Source organism: Niallia sp. FSL W8-0954 (assembly GCF_038005605.1).
Taxonomy (GTDB): Bacteria; Bacillota; Bacilli; order Bacillales; family Cytobacillaceae; genus Niallia; species Niallia circulans_A.
Window position 1 is genome coordinate 204,799 of record NZ_JBBOTN010000002.1, and the last position, 23,119, is coordinate 227,917.

17 protein-coding genes are annotated in these 23,119 nt (G+C 31.2%); 5 read left to right on the forward strand and 12 right to left on the reverse strand.

What is annotated here, in order from left to right; genetic code table 11:
* Positions 1-18 precede the first annotated feature (18 nt).
* The 12 genes from NX902_RS25470 to NX902_RS25525 form a co-directional block, all read right to left on the reverse strand.
* Positions 19-999, reverse strand: a complete 981-nt coding sequence (locus NX902_RS25470; protein WP_341123843.1) for a hypothetical protein — start codon at positions 997-999, stop codon at positions 19-21.
* Entirely contained in the window at positions 992-2,530 is a 1,539-nt protein-coding gene (locus tag NX902_RS25475; RefSeq protein WP_341123842.1) for an ATPase, T2SS/T4P/T4SS family, read from the reverse strand. The genes NX902_RS25470 and NX902_RS25475 overlap by 8 nt, the downstream gene beginning before the upstream one ends.
* 15 nt (positions 2,531-2,545) lie before the next feature.
* Positions 2,546-3,700: a ParA family protein gene (locus NX902_RS25480; protein WP_341123841.1), complete on the reverse strand. Its 1,155-nt coding sequence runs from the start codon at positions 3,698-3,700 to the stop codon at positions 2,546-2,548.
* Between the two features lie 15 nt (positions 3,701-3,715).
* Positions 3,716-4,465: a hypothetical protein gene (locus NX902_RS25485; protein WP_341123840.1), complete on the reverse strand. Its 750-nt coding sequence runs from the start codon at positions 4,463-4,465 to the stop codon at positions 3,716-3,718.
* Positions 4,462-5,928 (reverse strand): hypothetical protein, encoded by a 1,467-nt coding sequence (locus tag NX902_RS25490; RefSeq protein WP_341123839.1) that lies wholly within the window; start codon positions 5,926-5,928, stop codon positions 4,462-4,464. The genes NX902_RS25485 and NX902_RS25490 overlap by 4 nt, the downstream gene beginning before the upstream one ends.
* Positions 5,929-6,519: 591 nt before the next feature.
* Positions 6,520-7,362: a polymorphic toxin type 44 domain-containing protein gene (locus NX902_RS25495; protein WP_341123838.1), complete on the reverse strand. Its 843-nt coding sequence runs from the start codon at positions 7,360-7,362 to the stop codon at positions 6,520-6,522.
* Between the two features lie 740 nt (positions 7,363-8,102).
* Complete coding sequence (locus NX902_RS25500; RefSeq protein ID WP_016205276.1) at positions 8,103-8,717, reverse strand: hypothetical protein; 615 nt, start codon at positions 8,715-8,717, stop codon at positions 8,103-8,105.
* Positions 8,710-9,156, reverse strand: coding sequence for a hypothetical protein (locus NX902_RS25505; protein WP_341123837.1), 447 nt, complete (start codon positions 9,154-9,156; stop codon positions 8,710-8,712). Before NX902_RS25505 ends, NX902_RS25500 begins: the two co-directional genes overlap by 8 nt.
* A 404-nt stretch (positions 9,157-9,560) precedes the next feature.
* Positions 9,561-10,517 carry a replication-relaxation family protein gene (locus tag NX902_RS25510; protein ID WP_016205274.1) on the reverse strand — a complete coding sequence of 319 codons (957 nt, stop codon included), beginning with the start codon at positions 10,515-10,517 and terminating at the stop codon, positions 9,561-9,563.
* The gene (locus tag NX902_RS25515; RefSeq protein ID WP_047943191.1) at positions 10,517-11,419 is read right to left on the reverse strand and encodes a S1 RNA-binding domain-containing protein; all 903 of its coding nucleotides are present in this window, start codon (positions 11,417-11,419) and stop codon (positions 10,517-10,519) included. The genes NX902_RS25510 and NX902_RS25515 overlap by 1 nt, the downstream gene beginning before the upstream one ends.
* A 201-nt stretch (positions 11,420-11,620) precedes the next feature.
* Positions 11,621-14,242, reverse strand: coding sequence for a type IV secretory system conjugative DNA transfer family protein (locus tag NX902_RS25520; protein ID WP_341123836.1), 2,622 nt, complete (start codon positions 14,240-14,242; stop codon positions 11,621-11,623).
* Positions 14,217-15,509, reverse strand: coding sequence for a replication-relaxation family protein (locus NX902_RS25525; RefSeq protein ID WP_341123835.1), 1,293 nt, complete (start codon positions 15,507-15,509; stop codon positions 14,217-14,219). The genes NX902_RS25520 and NX902_RS25525 overlap by 26 nt, the downstream gene beginning before the upstream one ends.
* Before the next feature lie 1,188 nt (positions 15,510-16,697).
* Between NX902_RS25525 and NX902_RS25530 the strand changes: the two genes are divergently transcribed.
* The 5 genes from NX902_RS25530 (at position 16,698) to ltrA (ending at position 23,119) form a co-directional block, all read left to right on the forward strand.
* Positions 16,698-17,072, forward strand: coding sequence for a hypothetical protein (locus tag NX902_RS25530; protein ID WP_144545552.1), 375 nt, complete (start codon positions 16,698-16,700; stop codon positions 17,070-17,072).
* 32 nt (positions 17,073-17,104) lie between these two features.
* Positions 17,105-18,559: a cell division protein FtsZ gene (locus tag NX902_RS25535; RefSeq protein ID WP_341123834.1), complete on the forward strand. Its 1,455-nt coding sequence runs from the start codon at positions 17,105-17,107 to the stop codon at positions 18,557-18,559.
* 719 nt (positions 18,560-19,278) lie between these two features.
* Entirely contained in the window at positions 19,279-20,223 is a 945-nt protein-coding gene (locus NX902_RS25545) for a hypothetical protein (RefSeq protein ID WP_341123833.1), read from the forward strand.
* Between the two features lie 351 nt (positions 20,224-20,574).
* Complete coding sequence (gene tnpA / locus NX902_RS25550; protein ID WP_095330205.1) at positions 20,575-21,030, forward strand: IS200/IS605 family transposase; 456 nt, start codon at positions 20,575-20,577, stop codon at positions 21,028-21,030.
* 826 nt (positions 21,031-21,856) lie between these two features.
* A complete protein-coding gene (gene ltrA, locus NX902_RS25555) occupies positions 21,857-23,119 on the forward strand; it encodes a group II intron reverse transcriptase/maturase (protein ID WP_341123832.1) in 1,263 nt (420 codons plus the stop codon).

A 23,119-nucleotide genomic window follows, 5' to 3' on the forward strand; every position in this document is an offset into this window, starting at 1 on the left:
AATATTTGACTCCTTTCCTTATAGGTCGTTTTTAGGATGTTTTAAATAAATTGAAATTATTAGTGAAAAAACAGTCCCTACTACGGAAAGGCAAAAGGTAAATAATGTCCATTTTTCTCCAAATTGAAGCTTAAACCAATCCTGTGCTCCACTTGTAAAATAACCTAATAATAGTGAGCCGATAAACAATGGAACCGTTAGGAATCCATCATAAATAGATTCAACAGTCTGAGATTGTTCTTCTTCTAACATTTCTTCTGTATCCTCTATTTGTTTTGTTAGAACTAAGAGAGAATGTAATACGTTTTCTTTATACATATAGCCTTTTAAAATAATACTTCCTAATCTTTTGGACCAATTGGTTCCAGTAGTATAAGTGAAAACTTGAATGCTATCTTTCAGTTCTTGTTCATTTCGAGATAACTGAAGATCAGTAATTAAGCGAACTGTTACTTTTCTTAAACTCTTATTCTGTATTTCGTTTTGCATGGCACTTAAAGCGTAATAAATATCATATTTATTAACACTATAGGCTTGGGTTAGTTTCTGAACCATACTTAGAAATTCTGTACTCATGACATATCTCAATTTGTTTAATTTTATCCTTAATATTAAATATGGTACGGTCATCAGAAGTAACCCGAATAGTAGGGCGATAACAAAATCTTTTATTAAATAAAAGATAAAAGCGAAACTAGTCAAACCAAGTAAAGTGGTGAATAAGAGAAATACACCAGTATCATTGTCACTACGATGATCACTTGTAGTTCTTATTAATAAGCTTATGTGTTTAAAAAAAGGGTGCTTATAGGTATGAGATTCTGGTGAAGCATTACCACTTTTGATTCTTCTTATTCGGTACTTATAATTAACTTCTTGATACTTTATTTTGACTGAATCCATCATAATCTGATAGGAAATATAAAGCCCAGAAACGATAAAGATGGAATAGAGAACGTAATTGATACCAGCTTGCCAAAACCATTGAAAATTATTCATTTAAAGCACCATCTAATAAATCATTAAGAATATTATCTTTTTGTCTCTCATATTCGCTCATTGGAAAAAGCTTTTCTTTCTTTTTTAGATGATTTAATAGAATTTTAGTATCCTCTACACTTTCTTCAGCCATTAGATATAGAAGTTCCTTACTTATGTTAGAAGAATAATAGTATTGTCCGCTTATTGGGTGGTAGCGAACTAGATCTTGTTCTTTTGGTTTCTTTTCGTTCTCATCCCATATAATTTCTGTTACACCGATAACCCTTTTCTTTCTTCTATCTCTTTCTGCGCTCAGGGAAATGACCAGGTCTATATTTCTTGCTACCCTCTCTTGTTCGTTATCAAATTTCCGATTGGGAAATTCATCTAATAAATGTCGGGTAATCTGAGCAACAATATTTTTAACGGCTGTTAAATGATAAGTAGAAAAGGCACCACGTTCTCCTCTTTCACAAGCTTGTAAGTACCCCTCTGTTTCTAGAGAACGAATCTCCCCAACAGTAATATAGTCATGTTCCATACGAAGAAGTCTTGGTACGGCATGATGTAAGTCTCCTTCTGTGGCCTGAACTTCATAAATTAAACGATCTTTTAAATCCTCGGTTAGATTTAATTCAAAATGTTTTTCTAAAACTGCAATTGTGTATTCAGGTGGTCTTTCGCGTATCATTGACTTCATAAAAGTTGTTTTTGCAGATCGAACTCTTCCAGCAAAAATGGTGTTAGCCATGCTTCTTGATAAGGCTCGATAAAAAGGAACATCATCTTGTGGGATTGTTCCTAATCTTGCTTGTTCTTCTAAACTGTTATTTTTAATTACGAATCGTCTAAATACTATAATGTCTAGTTTAGTTCTAGGATTCATCATCATGGTGATTCGCGAACCATCTTCTCGTTCTATTTCCAGTTCTGGTTGCTGCTCATTAATTAGTGCTTCTTTTGTTCTAATTTGAAAAGCTTTTTTTATCCGATTTACTACTGATATACTTTCAAATTCTTCTGGCTGTTTTTGAAAATAACCATGTTTATCGATCCATAATTCAGTCCCTCTGATAACAGCAGATTCACTATTAGGTTCTTTATCCCATTTATGTAGAATACTTACGCCCCATACTTCATGGAAAATTGCTTCTGGTAAAGAATCATAAAAAGAGGGATATTCATCGGACGTAATATTCTCTTTTTGTAAGACTTCGTTAATTTTTGTTATAAAGTAAGATATAGCCTGTTTGTCCCCAATAACTGCTTGGTGCTGCCTGTTTAACCAAACATCATCACTATTTGAATCATCGTTTATTAAAGAGGAAGATTGATCATTTTCTACAGATTCAGCTATTATGATACTTTGTAGCTCTTCTTTAACTTGGTTACAAATTAAACGAAATGTCTTTTTTCTTTCATAGGTAGTTACAAAATCTTTTTTTAACCCTTTTTCATCAATAGTTTTAGATAACCATTGGGAAGGCTCAAACTCACTTTCTAATCCTAATGATTGTTCTGTATCATTTTTAACTGCATTTAAAGTCATTTTTTCGCCTCCTTATTACCGGTTAAATATAGATAAAAATCCTTTCTTTTCTTTGTGTTCCTTCGTATCTTCTTTCTCTGTTAATTTAGCTTCAGCAATTATTACATTAGCTAAAACATCTATTGGCTTGTTATAGCTACTATCTGAAAAATCGTATAGTAATTTTTTCTCAAAAGTAGCAATGGATCCTAGCTCCTTCATATCTGGTATTGTGACAACTCGATTCATATTTAGTTCTTCCTCAAGTTTTTTTTCGCTTATTAATGCATTCGCAGGTTGGAATTTATTGATAACAAGCATAAAATCATCATTTTTCCCACCAGAAGGTTCAATTATTTGTTGGTATAGATAAGGATAATATCCTCTATAGCCTTTCTCTTCTTGATTAGTAACAAGAAATTTCATATTACAACTTAAGTAAGCTTGTGCTGCAAGTGCAGAATCAAAGTGAGTGCCAGCATCGATTAAAATTACATCAAATAACTGTTGAGCTGTTTGAATCAAATGTTCAATTTCATAAGGTTTATAAAATCTTTGCATTTTAATATCGCGGTTGCCGGCCAAATGATAAAAGGAATCATGATAATAAATAGCTTCGGATAACCTGTTTATCGTTAAATTTTTGACATTGAGATCTACTTTCAAATCATTTAAATATTGACCTTGATACAAGTAAAAATAATCGGCTGGATCCCAACTATTTAAACTCAAAACTAAAACCTTTTCTTTTACTTTGAGTGATAATGCTCTTCCTAAATTTAAAGTGGTAGAGGAAACACCAGCACCATTATGTGTGCCAAATATGCCAATGATTCTCTTTGATAAATAATCATCTTTATTCGTTAGGTTATTGATACAGTATTCAACTACTTGAAGTTCTGTAGAATATTCATGAATAAGGGTTACTTTATATGCTGCACATAGTCTTGTAATTGTCTTAGTAAATTGTTCACTCTTGATTTGAGTAGGCTTAAAATACATGGGAATAGAGGGATATTTCTCTCTAACTACTCCTATGTTATTGATGTCAAATGAATCTCCATCTAATAAAACAGCGTCAATTTTTTCCTTATTTGAATAATCAATATTGCCCATATGAGCATGGAGGTTGTCCATTTTGTCAATTAGTTCTTTGTAGATAGAGTTTTGACTAAAAATTAATATTTCCATTACATGTCCTTCTCCCTATTGATAAGTTATATATAATTTTGCTCCTTTACCGAGCACTTCGTTCATTAACTTTTTAAAGTCCTCTTCATTTAAAATAATCTCCAAATCACTTATGCTTGAAGTAGCATTAAGTCGTTTATCCTCTTTGTTGTTTTCTGAGGATGAGATTACCTCTTTATTACTCGAATCTTTTACATAAACAACCTTTATTGATTTTAAGAACGGTTCACTTTCCATTGAATTAGATATTTTTTCGAGCTGTTCTTTTGTATCCTCAGAGCTAGTAGTAGATGGACCATTTTTATTTAAATTTGTAGTTCCATCGTTATAAATCAAATAAATATTAACGGTATCTTTTCTTCTTAAAGAACCAGGCATTGCATAAATCATTTCTTTCGTTATAGGTCGAATAGCCTCGCCTTCCTCTTCATTTGGTAAAAGTTCGTCGTAATCTATCATTGTTTTAGTAAGAAGTGAATTCCCTTGGATAATCTGATTAGCATCTAATCCAATAATTTCATCCACTTCTGCAGGTAGGATGACGTCATTCATTAAAGTTTGTTTAGGTCTACGTTCTATCAGTAACTTATCTTCTGTAATAGGTTCATTTTTTAATATTTCAGAAGAGGGCTTAATCACTACAACCTCTGTTGAATCAATTCGTACTCGTAAAAATTGATCATAGAATAAGGTTAAACCGATAGCTGATACACCTACCAATAGACCGCTGATTATTTTGATGGAAGGTCTTTTAAAGAAATTCATTCGTTTTGATTACCTCCTGGATTCGTTTTTTCTATCTTAATTTTTCTATTGAAGAGTTTGTTTAATATCCCGCTTGCTTTAGTTTTCAAGAGTTTATTAGGAAGTAAAAGTTCTAATATAGGTACCAAAAGTTCATTTACTTTGCTTTTATAATCCTTATAGTCGTTAAGGAATATCCCTTGATACTGTGCTTCATATACATCTTCATCTTCAAAAGAGGGAATTATAGAAATTAATTTATCTTTAAATAAATCTTGAATTAAGGGATTTTTCTTTATTTTTTCATTGAAACGATTACCAATGATATGTGTTTTCTCAGATTCGATAAGGCTAGAGAATAGTGGATTTTCACCAAGCCCTTGAAGTTGGGTGACATCTGAGTCAAGAACAATGAATAGATGATCTGCTATCTCTAATAAATCAGTGACTACCTCATTGTCTAAGTTGCTACCAACATCAATAATCGTTACAAGTGATGAATTAGTGTAGAGTAACTTTATATAATCCTCAAAGCTAATTCCTACTGGTTCCTCACTTAAAGTGGGATTATGACATATAAGTTCAACACCATCACGAAACCACTCTGTTTGAATATCTGAAGTATTCTCTTGTTGTGCACTCCACTTATTTACGTAATTTGGAGCAAATTCATGGCCATAAAAACGGTCATATGTATAGGGATTTAGCAAGGGATCTTCCACATATAATGTGCTAACTTGGTAATTTGCTATGCTACGAGCTAATATATGTGAAATAAATGTTGTACCATTGCGTTGGTAAAAGCTACCTACAAGGATAGTTTTCTTCCTAACTGGAACACCTACTACTTTTTCACTGGGTGCATTATGTACGTGAATTGAGTATTCCCTTTTTATGACATTTTTTTGAACGATTCTTTGTACGATAGTTTTTTCTTTAGTGTTTTTTTCTTTGTGTGTTTTACCGTTCTCATCTTCGTTAACAGATTCCTCTTCCGAATCTTCTTCCAGTAGAGAGGGAATCACTTCACCATCGATACTAAGAGAGTTATTGATAAAACGTGCTACTTCTGCGAATGAGACTTTCCCTTTTAACTGGTTTATAAATTGTTCAATATCTATTCTTTGGGTATTGAATATATCAAGTACTCCCATACTAACTAGTCGAGAAAGAAGCGGATCATTGCTTGATCGTTCGCATAGGAAAACAATTCTTAATGCGTCGTCGAAATCAAGTCGGAGTTGTTTTATAATACTTAACAGCTCAATATCTTTATCTTTTTGATTTTCTTGCATGGATTCTAAATAAGTATCATGCACAATTAGTATTGAAGGAGTTTCTTCTTTAACAATTTCATAGAGATATTTTCGATGTAAAATTTCTTGTTTACTTAAAGTGAAATCTTCAGGAGACTTTGAAAAGGTCTCAATTAAAATCTTGGTATAGGTTTTATCACCTACCGCTATAAGAACCTTCTTTGTCATACTAAAACTCCTTTAAAACAAAAAAACACCCGAACACAAGGCAATTACAAAGAATTGTCTTACATTCGGGTGCTTCCCGTTAGTCATTATATTAATTTGCGTATTTTCGGTATGAAAGTCTTCTAGAATCCTAGAAGACATTTACATTTAAAAGAGAAAGATTGACGACGATTCAATCTTTAAAATTATAGTATCATGTTACTACTCCACATTCAAGTTAATTATTAACAAAAAGTATTGAAAAATTTAATTATCGCTTAAATCAATTTCTGTTACATATGAAAAGTTATATTTAGCTTCTTTTAAGGAGTCTCTTACAAAGAATAAGAAAAAAGTATTAGAAGTTGATATTGAAAAAGCTAGAAAATGCTCCTTAACAATAAATAAGAGATTATTAGTTGTTTTAACATAATATATTTTGAAATATTCTAAATATACCTGTTAAATTACAAATATAAGATTAATTAATATAATAGATATGTATATAAAAATACCTGTAGTTAGCATTCTTTTTAAAATGTCCTAACTACAGGTATCTCTGTTTATTCTGTTTAATCAATTATTTTATCTTATAAAAGTTCCAAGTGTATTCTAATGTTCAGAATTATATTTATCTATCCCTTTTTGAATTTGTGCTTGATCTTTTGGATCATCGAAAAAACTCTTGTAAAATTTTATGTTAGAAGTTCCAACACCGATTTGTACTAACCCAGCTGCAGACTTTAAAGTTGTAGCACTAAAAATAGATCTTCCAACATACCCATAATGAAAATTACCAATTGCTTCACCTGTCATTAAAGATTTATTTAAATCTGAAACTGTATACTTTGTTGTTGTTCCTAATTGAACTTTATAATCCCATACTCCACCGGGTTTAACTCTTTGTGCGAAATATGAACCAGCAACTAGATGTCTAGTTCCAAATACAGCATTGTCATATACTTTTTTAAGTGATTTTGCATGACTTCTAGTTGAAGACATAATACTAATAATTTGCGCCATAGGTCTTATAACAATTTCCCTAGGTACATCTGTAACATAGTTAATTAAAAGATCTTTGTCTACGGTAATTGCTTTTTCAGTAATTAGTACATTTATTTTTTCAATAAAATTCTTTAAAGTATTAAGATCATTCTCCGATAATTTTTCAGCATCTAAAAAACTATTATAATTAACATTGAGTGTTTTATCGGAATTTAATGAAACTAGATCTTTATGTTTAAGAAGTAGTGTATAAGCATCTTCATCAGAAGAAACGGCTGTAACATTTAAATCAATTGAATCATTATATATGTCTTCTATAGAATTATTAATTTCATTTAAAACACCATTTGAAGAGTCAGGTTCAGCAGCATAAATATTAGTAGGTGTAAGAATAAATAAACAAGCTATAACAATTATAAATTTAGTTAAAAAAATTCTATTACTCTTCATAACTTTATTACCTCACTATTAAATTATTTTTTAAGATTACTAACCATTGAACCAATCTGGACTAAAAAGTAACCAGACAATAAAAGTATAAGACATAATAAAAATTGAAATTAAGTACCCAATAGTCAAAAATATATCTACACTTTTAAATTTCTTTATAGTTATGGCATTTTTTAAATACATAAGAAATAAAACTAGACCAATTATTAAGCAGACAATATTTATAATTCCTAATAAATAATATCCAGGATATATTGGACTTATAATGTAAATAAAATAGATCAATAAATAAACAAAATCTACTAATAATAACTGAAATAATCTTTTTCTAATAGACATATTTCCCCCCCCTTTCTATACTGTAAATTTATTGCTAACTATTCCATTATATAGAAATTTTGTTGTTTTTCAATTTTTTTTGAAAATTATCAATATTTTAGGTTGGATAATTGATAATAGGTGGGGATAAATTTTGAGAAATTGAGGGGAAATTATTTAAGTCTTTAACTGGTAATAAAATGTAGTTCTTAGACTAACTTGTTCGTCATTATAGTCAATAGTCATTAATACACACAATAGCATAGGACGTTCATTATAGGTCCTTCAAAATATCGATTATAATAATTTTTCTATAAATAAACATGTATTACTAGGGTTTCAATCTTGAAAGTTTATTTTGCCTTACTGTTGCAATCAGTGTAAGGCAAAACAAAGTAGTTAGTCCATTCTGATTTTTCTTTTTATTTATCAGCATTCAATCTTCTAATTATACCTGGTATTACGTTTCCTAAGTTACCTTTCTTATACTGTTGTATAAAATCACGATATAGTAATCTTAATATATCCTCTACTACAAATTCATTTTCTGGTTCAACATCTGTAATATCAGATAGCATTACCTCCAATCTAAGTGCTACTTTTCTTCTTAGTGAACATTTAATCTGTTTTGTTTTGGTTGTTTTATTTGGTTTAGCAAAAGTAAGAGGTTGATGCTTATCTTCCGAATAACTATATATTTTTACAAAATAATCATTTCTCTGTTTTAATTCATGATATAAGTCGTAAGGATTGTTCCTATCTTTAACTTGAAATAGAAAGTCATCGACTAAAATACTTATAAGATCTCGTTGGGTAAATTCATAATTTCCCATTGCCTCCGCGACATCTTCACAAAATAACTCCCCTCTCAAATATTCAGAAACAGGGATGAAAAAGGAATAAGGAAGTTTAACTGGGTTAGTTAATTTATTTAATGAAAAGTTTAATAATCTGTCAAAAAATCCATCTGGTCGATACGATAACTCATTAAGTTCCTCTTCATAAACAGGATATATTGGTTTATTTGATTTAGCCATATAAATGACCATCTCTTTCTTTTATTAACATGAATTTCAATAGGCGGTATGCTGCTTCTTTAAGGCTACAATCCCATTCAACTGTCTTATCAAAGAGTAGGTCATGATAGTAAACTTCTAATTTAGCAGGATAAGGCTTGCCTTTTGGGTCATAGGAGTCATCAAAAATTTGGGCATCTTTATATTCTGTTAGAGCTTTTTTTACTAAGAGTGAACAAAAAGGTGTTGGTTGTAGTCCTCTCCTATTGGCCAATCTTTTAATGAGTTTTCTTTCTTCATCTGAAAGAGGAATCTTTACATCCTTTTTCTTATCTATCCTCGTTTTGCGTCCCTCATCTTTTGTTATTGGTATTTTCCGAACATTCCTTATTAGTAATTGATCTTCTTTCTTTTTATGATTGTTGTTAAAAATAGGATTTAATGGCTTCCTTCCATCCATAACCCTCTCTTCCCCCTCTTCTTTTTTTGTTTTCCCCTACTTTATCTCAGTGTCAGTATGCCAAATTGTTATATTGATAGTGTATGAGGAGGAGGAGAGGTTTAGAACGTATAGAAACTAGAATTTTGGACAAACTTTAAATAGACGAATAATTTTATATAAAAGGAGCTTTTTATATGGCCAAAAAAAATACTGTAATTAGTCCTGTATCTAAGGAAGTTTTAAAACAGTTTGGAGAGCTAGGGAAAAAATCAGCAGCAGTTAAGAAAGTAAAAATAAAAAAATAGCGGTTCTTGGATAAGGGCCGCTATACATAATTAAAAGTTCATCTCTTTTAAGGTAATTTGTTCTTTTATGATACTTACAACATTTTAATAATGATATATATTTACAGGGGAATTTAATTAATAATTCCCCTGCAAATGAACATTTATTCTTTGTAATTTTTGATGTTTCAGTGGTTGATAATAGGCACTTTCTAAATTTTCATTTATTAATTCTTCAACTAAGAAAAGAATATTAAATGGTAATGTATCTAATAACAGTTCTTTATGAATTGCTTCAGCAATAGATATGGTAGATGTATATATAATTACGATTTGCGGATTTTCAGGAAAATCTGAAATTGGTAAATTACCATATTTATTATAGACATATTTCCAATTCTCAAACTTATCTCTGAAATAACCAATAAAGTTTTGGTTCATTTGTGCTCTGTCAATAAGAAAGTTAATATTCCCATTAGGGGTTTTTACTTCTGCTGCACTCATTGGGAACTTATACCGAGCATTATTTGCTAGACGAGCATTCCATTTCCATTTAGAAACAACTTTCTTTTCTATGAATTGGCAGCGAAGTTCATTCATTGATACATATCGTTTTAATCCACCTACACCATAATTATCCCATCTATCAGGGGCCATAAAGAACTGATCGCTATAATAATGTTTTAGTAGCCTATAACCCGCTACCCCTAATGTAAAGGGAGCGGGAGGTCGTGTTTCTTCATCACCACGTATTCTAACTTTCCATCTATCTACAACACCATTGGTTCTCAATCGATCTAAACGCTTAGAGGTTTCTGACCTACTCATTAGAGAAGACATATATCTCCTAATTTGGTCCTCATTTGCACAAACAGCGTCACCTAGAACTTTAATAAGGGTAAAATCCGCTTCATCAATAATTTTTCTGTTTAATAGTGTCATAGCACCTTCTATCCCTGTATATGGGTAATATTTCGAAGGTTTTACATAACTACTTTTAAGTAGTGGATGGTCCCAGAAAGGGATTTCACCATTTCTTGTGGTGAAAACAGGGAAATCGTCCATTACTAAGTTATTTTGTTCAGAAATATTCATTATTCAAAGAGGAATGAAGCGACATCTTTGATTTTCTTTTTACCCCTTGGATACCCCGTAATAGTTACTTTGGCATGTCTTTTATCTTTATCGATGGAGCGGATAGTGCAAGAAACAATATCTCCAACTACTGGCTCTGGCAAGTGACGGGGACGGATCCCTTTAACTTCTAATCCTGCATCTAATTTAACAAATATCCCATGTATTGGGTCTAGATTCGTTACTTTACCAGCGACTGTACTGTTTTGATTATAAAGTTCGATTAATTTTTTAAATGGATCATCTTGAGTATCCCTTCTGCTAACTTGAATAAGATTATTTTCTTTATCAAATCTCAAAACTTTTACTTGTATTGTTTCTCCTCGATTAATTTCATGCTGAATATTTCCATTTTCCCAGCTCCAATGTCTAGCGTTCATAAAGCAATCTGCACCATTAATACGGACAAAAACCTTCCTCGTGTTTGGATTATAACCTCTTACTACACCGTCAAAAATTGTTGACTTTAAGGAATCTTCAGCTTCAAGTGTTACTAATTGTTTCATGAATTCCGCTTTTCTGATATCATCCGCTTTCCTTACTGATACCAATACAATATTGTCTTCAATGTCTATTTGGTCTACAATCACTTCTTGAATTGATCCTGTAAAACCGTTTAATGAACGGAAATCATGATCAGAAAATTCGTTGCTTGGGCAATATGCTGTAATGTTTGTACCTTCTAAGAGAAATGTTGCTACTTCCATCTGTTTTTTTACATATTTTCCATCTTCTAATACTTTGGTTTCCCTTGTTGATACTGCTGTTACAGCTCCTTTAATTATAGTTCTATCTCGCTTAATCTTTGCTAGTTCATTTAATTGGTTGTCATTAACCCATGATGTTTTTAGTGTTTCAGCCATCATATTCCCTCCTAATAGTGAATTTTCTGTAAACATAAAAAACGACCCAAAACAAAAGCAGTTATTCAAACTACTTCGTCTTGGGTCGTTCCCATTAAATATTTAATTTTATTATTTGTTTTTTATGTTTACTAACTTATTGGAATTTTAACCTATATTTTTAATTTTTTCAATACTTACTGAAAATTACCTAGGATATATTTAACTTTTATCAGAAAATGGAGTAATAAAGTCAAAAGGACTAGATTTTCCTTCTTCCTTTTTCTCAACTTCCCCCTCTTTTGTAGTATCATCAATTTCTTTTATTAAATCATTATAGAATGATTCTTCTTTTTCATCTAATACTGACTGATTAGCTACTTCATTCGAAGGTGGTAAATTTTTGGAAAATAAGCTTGATACATCAAGGTCAACCACTTCATCATTTATGTTAATTGCTTTTTCGCCTAAAGAAGTTCCTTTTTGTGATATTGGCTGCGTTTTATATGCTTCTTCTTTTATCGCTTCCTTTTTAGATAAATATTTATCAGGGTATCTATCAAATTCAACTAATTCTAATTCTATATCCTCTACAGCATCTTTTTCTGGAAGAGGAATTCCTATTAATGCTTCTTCCTCTTGAAGTGGTATATCAATTATTTCGGATAGCGCTTTATCTGTTTCGTGAAACAATTCCGTATTTAAGGATTTTGATTCTAACCAAATACTAGCACTTTCCTGGATTACTTTTACTTTCGCTTCTTTAAATTCAGCCTTTGGAACAAAGTTTGCATCAATCTGCCGTACAGGTATCGGTTTATTATTAACAACTGTTTTCACAGCAGCTTGGAATGGCTCCTGAAAAATTAACTTATTTGGTGTTAGAATGACATCTGTTTTTTGTTGATAGCTACTACCGGATCGCATAACAGGTTCTTCTTGAAGAGGGCTAACAGTCTGTTCGTTTTTCCCTTCTTCATAACTATCCTCTTCTCCTAATAATTTTGAGAATAATTGTGCGTCAAAATAAGAGATATCTCCATAAACCATTTTGTGTCTAAAACCAGTTAACAAAGTATGCATGTACATTTCTCCGTATTTGTCTGCCAATTGAGCTACTGTTTGTGCTGCAACAGTAATAATAGCTTTATATTTTCTAGCTTGCGATATAAATTCTTTAAATGGTAAATAAATATAGTCTGGAAATTCATCGATGATTATATGTGCAAAAGTACTAGTTAGAGGTGTTCTCCTATATACAGCATTCTGTAGGCTTAGCAAAACAAACTTCCCTAAAACGTTAGAAAGACCTCCTAAATCATCTTTTGCCGTATTGACTAATAATATACCGCCTCTATTTAAGTGCTCGTCAAAAGAAAACTCTGATTTATCAAATAGTACGCGTCTTATCAGTTTATTTGCTCCTATATCATTTAGAACGTTTCTTAGCCCCTGTACATATTCTCCTTGTGCGTCAAAATAAGCTGTTTCCCCATAGTATTCGCCTTCTTTAACTTGTTCATTAGCTCCATTTCGACTAGTTTTAGGAATATGGTTCATGTTAAACCAATTATCAATTTGTTTTACGATATCCCAATGGTTTCGTTCATCCCTATCTTTAATAAGGTGATAATCTTTAGGGATAGTTTCCTTTAACTTTAAATGCATATGCCTAACAATTTGAGGATCATTGTACATTTTTAATAAAGTATCAAATTGTGCCTCTGTAGACGGGTCGTGTAATTTTAATAGATAAATATAGTTTTTTAAGTGGTTTCTTTGACTTTGTTGAAAGAAAAAGTTTCCTGTTCCCCCTTCTTGAATTCCATCCATTACCATTGCAAATGCTTCGGCTACCTGGTCAACTGGTCCTTGCATGGGATTAATAGATGGTGTATTGGGATTCGTAGGGTCAATATAGAATACAGCCTCTTCAGGTATATCATGAGCTTTAACTAATTGAAATGCTTTCTGACACAAATCGTTAGATGGTTCAATTATACTAATACTACTTAAATATGTTCCTCTTATTTCCTCCGTTTTATAATTGGATAATTTAGAGACTTTAGGAAATACATTGATAAATTTTGTTAGCCAGTGCAAATCCTGATTAATGATAGGTAATATTAATGCTGATGTTTTACCTGTTCCTGGTGGTCCGAATATGCCATTATGTAATGATCTATCTTTACCAGGTTGAATAATAAGTTCTTTAGTTTGAGAATCGGGACCTAGAACAACGTCTGGCCAAACCTCTTCTTTACTATTTCTAAACCATTTTTGTAAATATACATTTTTAAATTCAAATTTTTCAAATGCTTCTTTAATTTGTTTAGAGTATTGGGAATATTGTCCACCCAGCCAAATTAAAATTATACTTGTAACTATAGAAGGTGTAAAAACTAAAGTGTAAAACAAAGTGTTAATATCCCCAACAGCTACATTAAACCAAATATTATCTACATGTATGCTATTGATAAGATTTCCTAGGTAAGGAATGAGCGTATTATAAACAGGTGCTGTGATTAACCACATATAATAGGCTGTTATTCCAATGAACATATTCCAAAACCATAGGCTTCTCCACAACTTTTTTTGTGTTTTTTCATATTTTGTACTTACTAACCAAGAGATAATCAAGAAGACTGTACATGTAAGAAAACCAATTAAGCCTGGACTTAAGCTGTTACCAAATAAAACGAAGCTAGGAACACTATTGTAAAACTGCCCAATAACTAAGAAAAGATAGTTACAAATACTTCTAACTGATAAAAAAACAGAGACTAACCCAGTAACTAAAATAGTGATCCCAGGGAGCTTAGGATGAACCTTTAGTTCTTTCAAGTACTCTGCCCCCCTTTTTCTTCTCCAATGTTAGCTGCTTTTCTCCTTGGAGAAGTAATGGCCAATTTTTAGTATCTGTAAATTTTAGTGTTTCATAATTTTTCATTACAATGTCATTTTCTAGTTCAGATCTACTCTGATAAACAATAAGAAGGTGTGAAACCTCTTGTTTAAATTTATTATTTTTGTTTTCTTCTTCTAGATAATTTATTTTGTTTAATGCAGCAACACTTGCCTCTTCCACTATATTCAAAACTAAAACTTGTTTTGAATTGGTTCTTTCTTTATGAATCAATTCATATTGTGCTATCTCTCCAATGTTATAACTATCATTATGAAATATTTCCTTTTTTGCAAGAGGCACCAATTGATAATTAGAATTGCTTATTTCCATTGATAGTTCAAAAAGTTCTTGTTCGGACTTAAAAGTAGATTTATCAAATGGATAAATTCCTTTTAATATATTGTTTGCAATAATTGGTGAGCGACTAGCTGTAGTAACATAAAAGTGAAGGTTAGATATCTTATCAGCGCCTTTATGAATTATGGTGTCTTTTATATTTAAAACTCTAGTTCTTCTATCATCATAATACTTTACTGTATAGATATTGCTGTTATCAGCAACTGATATTAATACATAATGTTCTTCTTCAGGTTTGTGTTTACTTAATTTGATGTAATTTTTTATTTTTTCTTTGATTTTTGTCATTGTCTGTAAACCTGTGTCATATTCAATATTTAGAGTGCGACTACCCTTTCTAAATACCCAATCAGGGACAATAAATGGTCCACCAACTTCATTTTTGTAAGTATCTTTGTTGGGATGTATTGAAATTATGTTTTTCCTATTTGATTTTAAAGCTATGAGAGTATCTATAACCACATCTTGAATTCCTAAATAATGAGAAGAGTTTCTAATGTAATTATTGATATTTATAGCTTTTTCTTCTTCCTTAATAATTCCTTCTTGTTTTAAAATGTTTATACCATTCTTTCCTAAGTAATAACATGATATAGGTGGTTTATTTAGGACGGACTGATATTCTATTTTTACAATAGCGTAATTTGACCACCTCTTTAATTTCTTTTGAATAGAATCCCCTTTATATCCAAATAATTGATTACCATATTTGGTTAATTGCTTATTAGTTAAATAACGGTTAGTCCAAATAAGTGATAATAGCTCCAAATCAGTTGAATTTATCCAGGCTCCTTTTCTTTTTTCATGTTCATTATCAAATCCATACCATACTCTGGCTGATTCCAAATTTCCTCCTCCTTAAAACAGAAAAACCCCCAAAATAGTGAAGAATCAATCTTCATCATTTTGAGGGTTTTTCCCTTTGTATTATTAAACTGTGACTAGTATATCATTTTGGGATGATCCTAACAACTAGAGTTTTATGCATAAATATTAGTATTATTCATTCATTAGGCATACTAATCTTAAATTAATTACTAGTAAAAAAACTCGAGATAACTACTGTAAAAAATTAATTTTGATTAGAGTACAAAAAACATAAAATGATGTGTGTTATCTAACTCTAAAAACATATGAAGTTGGGGTTTTAAAACCTAAAAAAATATAAGTTTATCAAGGGTTAACATCATCCTCTGTTAAGGATGTCCGCTCACGGACAAATAACCTTATCCGTAATAGGATATCCGTAAGCAGTTGAAATTAATTAAAAAAGTCAGCATTTTTTATATAATCACGAGTGTATAAAAAAGTGAATAAAAAATGAACTGTTTCATCTAAATTTTATAGGTGAAGGACAATGAAAATGGGAGTGATCTATATTCGAGTTAGTAATCTAATTGCGAATAAACTGACTTATAAGTCTTCATTTTAGAAGAAACCATGTTAATCTCTCGTTTATGTTTGATTAATGTAAAAAGTATATTTAGAGTAAGGAAATTGTTTATTGAGTTGATGTAAGAGTTACGTAAAACATTGGTTTATATGATTGGTATTTGCAGTGCTTATATAATTTAGATGTAAATCCACCAAAAAAAACAAATTAAATAAGTAGTAACTAATAGTGGTAACCATATCGGTTGTTACTTACTTATAGAACTTGTAATATATAAAAAATATCAAGTCATATAAGGTTTTTAATATAGTTACTAAATATAGTTACTATATTAATCGTTTAATATAAAAAATACTTTTAAATGATAGCGAAATAACTAAAAATACTAATTTGTGACTTTTAGATAATATTAAATTTATTTTTTTAAGCAATAATTAATGAAAATAAAGTGAGATAACTTATAATCAATCTATACAGTAACTTATTTTAGTAACTATGAGTAAAACGTTGATATTATTGGGTTTGTGAGATGTATTTCATTTGTAAATTTATTTATTAAAAGTGTAGACACTTGAATTAGTAACTTTAATTGGTTATTATATATTTAAATTATAAGAATATCTTAGTAAAGGAGGATAATATTGGACTTAGAGCTTCATCAAAAATATAAAAATACAAAATTTGATCCAGAAACATTAGATTTGTTCACCGATTTAATATCTAATGACACAGTATTAAAAAAAGTATTTCTCTTTATTGCAAAGAACGAAAAGGACAGTATTGTAACAGTTGGAGAAATATCTGAAAAAGTACAGGTAGAACGAAAACATAGAGTTGAAAAAAATAAACGTTATTCATTTGTTTCCAAGGATGATTACATACATAGAAAACAAGCGGAAAAAATAGTTGAGCGTTTGTTAGCAATGTCGTTGATATATTATAAAGCTGTTCCACCATATAAGCATTTGTTTTTAACTATTCGCGGCAAACAAGTAATTCAAAGACTTTATGGATGAAGAAGATTACTAGTAAATAAGGAGATGAGATAATGGCTAAAACGTTCACAAAAAATAAACCTGCTATTAACATAACTATGGTTGGGTTTGGACAAGCCGGTTCAAGAATGGCAGATCAATTTGCAGCTATAAAAAATGCTGATGGCACTTCTGTATATAATTGTTTAGCACTAAACAGTAATGATGGTGATTTAGCGGGATTAAAGCACATCACTCCCAATAATAGAGAGAGTCTAGAGCTGGGTGGTTTAGGTAAAAATCCTGAAGAGGCAATGCAAATTTTAGAAACAAATGAAAAAGTTAAAGAACAACTAAAAGGTTTCATAAAAGATAGAGTTAGACCGACTGACGACTTAGTAATGTTTTTTGCTGGTCTAGGTGGCGGAACGGGTACCTCTACTATCGTAAAGGCAATTGAAGAATTTTATGAATATAACAATAAACCTAAAATTCAAGAAGAGTTTAATAAATTAAAAGAAAAATATGGTATAGATGAAATAAAAAAAGAGCCAAAAAAATACTTAATTGAAGCTACTAAAATTGCTCGTAAACGATTTACAAAGATTGGTGTAGTGGCTACTATCCCTACTAGAGCGGATGGTCCTGATGTATTAAGACAAGTAAATAATTTCACTAAAAAAATTGACGATATTGCCAAAAACCCTAATAAAGGTGTAGCATTTGTAGTCTATCCTGATAACCAACTAATGTATGAAGAGTTCAATAGTTTACTAGAAAATGAGAGAAAAGGAATTGAAAATTACCGAGACTATGCAAATATTAAACTAGTTGAAGAGTTTCATGAACTAAATACTGCTACTACTGGTGGTGGAACCTCGGTTACTTTTGATAGTGCTGATTTTAGAAGAACAATTTTAGAACATCAAGGTTGTTTATTCATAAGTAAGGTAACTAAACCTGCTTCTGAAATAAAAAATGGTCATGATATTAATAAAATGTTTTCTGAGTCTCTCGATAAAAATAGCTTTCACGATCCTATAGAATTGATTAATCCAGAGACAAATCAAATGGCCAAAATTCACCATATAGGGATTTTAGCTATTATTGATTCAAAATTAAAAGTTGGTAGTTCTTTTATTGATGATGCTAGAGATGAAATTATTAATAAATTACCCCTAAACGGTACTGTTTTTTCTGGTTATATTGAAGAACAAAATGATTTTTCTGTAACTGTTTATACATTTTTTAAAGCGGAGGCATTTCCTAAGCGATTGGCTAAGGGATTAGTGGAAGAATATAACGAATTTAAAGAAAGACAAAAACAAATAACCTATATGTCCCAAGGCATTGAGCAAATTAGTGAAACTAACGAAGAGGATGATTTTGATCTTTCTGAACTGGCTGCAGAACTAGGAGTGGAAGATCTTTTTGAAGAATCGGTTGGAGAAATAGCCTCTTCTACTGATGATGAGGATATAGATATTGATGATATTTTACAACAAATAAATGAGAATGAATTAAAATAAGATAAAAAAAGCAAAGAATCGTCCTATTCTTTGCTTTTTTTTGACTTAGATACTTTTTTTCATTGAACAGTTCCGGCATTCCCTAAGTAGTTTCCCCTTTGATATAGAACTTTTAAAATGTGCCATATTACAATTGTCGCATCTACCACTGATCCTGTCAGGATATAAATTATAATCATAGATTTTATTTATATCAATTTCTTCTTTCGTTAAATAATTATTCATCTCATTACTTCCTTAATTTATAGTCAATAATACTATTATAATCTATTTGTTTCCCCTATTCGCTTGAATTCTTTTGGAAAGCGCATTCTTTATAAGAGAAAGTTTATGTAAATGGTTGTTTTATGTGATGTTTACGTTGAGTTTTATAGATAAAGTGTATATTAACATGAAATTAACGTACTCTATGGGTTTTACCAATGAAAACACTACGTAATAATGATGTAATTTATATATTAATCTTATGTACTTATGTAAGCCTTACGTATTTATGATATAAATTTTATGTAACATTATATTTATTTTACGTAATGCTTACAAAAGTATTTTATAAAGTTTATATAGAATTGCTGTAAGATGATGATTTATGTAAGCGTAATTTGCATTGATGGTATGTAAAATTATCGTTTACTTCCTTTGATTTTTTGGTTCTTTCCGTGTAAAATCAATTGTAAAGTGTCATTTTTGACAATATAATGTGGTAGGAGGTGCGGTGAATGAGTGAAATTTCTATGAGAGAATTATTAGAAGATGAATTTAAACTTGATCCTCTTTATAATGTTGCTATTATTCGTGAATTAGAAGATTATATTTGGACTGAAAAAATTTTAAGTATGAGTAATGAACGAACTTACGATACAGTAGAAGCAAGTAAATTTATTGGACGTGCTGATGCAACTATAAGATATTACTTAAGACATGAGCTAAGTGATATTTATATAAAGCCGGAAAAACAAGGGAGATATTATAAATTAAGTTATTATACTATCTTTAAAATTCATTTAGTCTCTATATTAATAGATATAGGGGGGTTGTCTACAACTGAAATACTAACTGAGTTAGGTCATAAAACTACAACTGTTCCTTCTAGTAAAAATACACCTTTATATGACGATCTTAAAAAGTTATCTCAATTTGTTGAAGCTTCTTATAAGTTTAATAATCAATTGTTAGTAAAAATGCAGCAGCAAACGGTTTTGTTATTATCATATGAGAAAATGTTGAGTAATTTAAGAATTGAGTCAGTAAACATTGATAGAAAAATTGCTGATGCTAAATCCGAGGTTACTGAACTTAAAAATGATTCTATGAGCAATTATCTCTTGGAAAGGCAAGACCAAATTTTAGTTGCTTCATTAAAGAAAAAACCAAAAGGTTTTTTTAGTAGATTTAAAAATGATTCTAAAGAAGAACTTATTAATATAGAAGTAGATAAACAACTTAAAGAAAAGCAAGAAGCTGCTGTTCAAAGTAAGACTGAGTTATTAAAAGAAAAGATTGATGGCTATTATAAAGAGTTAAATAGTATAAAAGAAGAAATAGCTGAAACGGAGCAAAAATATGAACTAGCGCTAAGGGAACAGGAAAGAATTCTTGAAGAGGGCAAATACTCGGTTCAAAACTTTCTAAATAATCCTTTAAAGAATAATATAATAGATTGAAAATTCTGTCATATTGTTTTATAATAAAGGTACATAAATGAACTGAGGTGGTTTTAATGTTTTTACTTAAAACAAAAAAATCTGAAAACGTTATTTTGAATACAATTGTAATAGTATCTATTTTTACTCTAGTTGGATCAATACTGGTAAGCATATAAAGAGGTACTTTTAAATAAAAAAGGCTAAGTTAATTGTACTTAGTCTTTTTTTATTGATTTTTTACTCTTTTTAAACCACAGGCTCTGCCTGTGTGAAAATAAAACTTGTAGAGTCGTATTAGAAAAAAACTCCAATCGTTATAATAGAAGATGGCCGTCAAACCAACTTCAAATAACGAGAGGAGTTCTGCTCATGTCGAGCGACAATAGTTTATCACATACAAGATGGAATTGTAAGTATCATATCGTATTTATTCCCAAATACAGAAGGAAAGTAGTATATGGGAAATTAAGAAAAGATATAGGTGCTATATTGAGAAAACTATGTGAAATGAAAGATGTAGAAATAATGGAAGCACATGCCATGCCAGATCATATACACATGCTGGTAAAAATACCACCGAAAATGTCTGTTTCGTATTTCATGGGATATTTAAAAGGTAAAAGTTCATTGATGATCCATGATAGACATGCAAATTTAAAATATAATCATGGAAATCGAACGTTTTGGGCGAAAGGATATTACGTAAGTACGGTTGGATTAAACGAAAAAACAATTGCAAAGTATATACGAGAGCAAGAAGCAGAGGACCGTTTGCGAGATAATATGAGCAAACGAGAATACGTCGATCCATTTAAAGATAAGTAGGGAGAGTAAACGGTTGGCGGTCAATTTAGAGGTCCCTTTAGGGGCTTCGTTGGTAAAGTGCCCTTATAGGGCGAAATTAAAACCGCCGGTTCTACCGGCGGATACTTACTTTACTCTTTTTAAACCACAGGCTCTGCCTGTGTGAAAATAAAACTTGTAGAGTCGTATTAGAAAAAAACTCCAATCGTTATAATAGAAGATGGCCGTCAAACCAACTTCAAATAACGAGAGGAGTTCTGCTCATGTCGAGCGACAATAGTTTATCACATAGTGTGTCCTGAATGCTAGAGGATGCTGAAAGAATTATAGTAACCCAAAAGCAATGCTTTCTAAGAGATGGAAGTAGGTCTTCCGCAATCGACATACAGGTGTAGATTGCAAAACACCCATAGGTGCTGTAGTCAAAAGCTATGGTATTGAGCGTATGAGGAAAAGGCAGTAAAGAAACTGTCAGTTGGGTGCCACAAAGCTGAACGAGAGTGAAGAACTGATGAAGCATCGTTAAGACTTACAAGTATAGTCAAAACCAGAGTATTGTGTGGACGCTGGGATAAATCTATCGGAAACCTGTTTACTGGATAGATGGCTGTCGGTGTTGAGGTTACAGGAGTGTGGCATAGGCTCTTGGGAGGAACAGGAGAATCTTGTATTGCTATGTTAACCGAAAAATACAAGCTTACAAATATGCGAGTATGAAAGTAGGGATGAGCAGTACAGGTGCGGAAGAATTCGTAGTAGTGGGGAAGCTGATGTAATGTCAGTGGAGCGAAGGGGTTCTGTCATTAAACTTCTTGAATATTACAACCAAAAAAAATGGGAGGATTTTATGAAAGAGGGGAAATCATTTCGGATTTCACAGAATGAAATACTGAATGCCTATAAGGCAGTCAAGGCAAACAAAGGCGCAGGTGGGGTAGATGGCATAGAAATAGATGAGTTTGATAAAGATTGGAAAAACAACCTTTATAAGCTCTGGAATAGAATGTCATCGGGAAGCTATTTTCCTAAGCCGGTGCGTGGAGTGGAAATACCAAAGAAGAATGGGAAAATGAGACTGTTAGGAATACCAACGATCGAAGATCGTGTGGCACAGATGGTTCTGAGAAATCGGATAGAGCCATTAGTGGAACCAATATTCTATGAAGATTCCTATGGTTATCGTCCAAGAAAATCTGCATTGGACGCAGTGGGACAAGCGAGAAAACGATGTTTTCGTATGAAATGGGTTGTAGAGTTTGACATCGTAGGACTCTTTGACAATATAGAACATGAACGATTGATGAGATTGATAGCGTATCATGTGAAAGATAATTGGATTATTTTATATATTAAAAGATGCCTAAATACATCCATTCAAATGCCAAACGGAGAGATTTTTGAAAGAAAATCGGGAACCCCTCAAGGCGGAGTAATCAGTCCAGTTCTTGCGAACCTATTTATGCATTATATGTTTGATGATTGGATGGTAAGAAATTTTCCAAATTGTCCATGGGAGAGATATGCAGATGATGGACTGATACATTGTGTTAGCAGAAAACAAGCGGAGTATGTACTTGACAGATTGATAGAACAGATGGGTTATGCTGGTTTGGAAATACATCCTGAGAAAAGCAAAATCGTTTTCTGTCAAAGAGATAATAGGCAGTTGGAATCAGATAATCATTCATTTATCTTTCTGGGATATTGCTTTAGGCAGAGAATGGTTAAGAGCCAAAAGGGGATATACTTTATGGGGTTTACACCTGCGGTCAGTAAAGAAGCTGGGAAAAACTTTAGAGAGAAAATCCGAAATGTAATAAAGGAAATGAATACAACTGATATAGTGCTGCTGTCACAAAAACTAAATCCCATCATTCGTGGATGGATGAATTACTTTATGAAATACACTCCAAGTGAAGCATTTAGACAAGGTATAAATTATGTGAATCTAACATTGACAAGATGGTTAGTAAGAACAAGGAAAAAGGTTAGACGAAGCTATATAAAATCACAACATCTTTTGTATCGTATAGGGGTACAGCCAACATTTCGGAAATTTTGTACGCTAAGCAAATTTCGACATGATAAAATTCGATTTTCCTTACTTTAA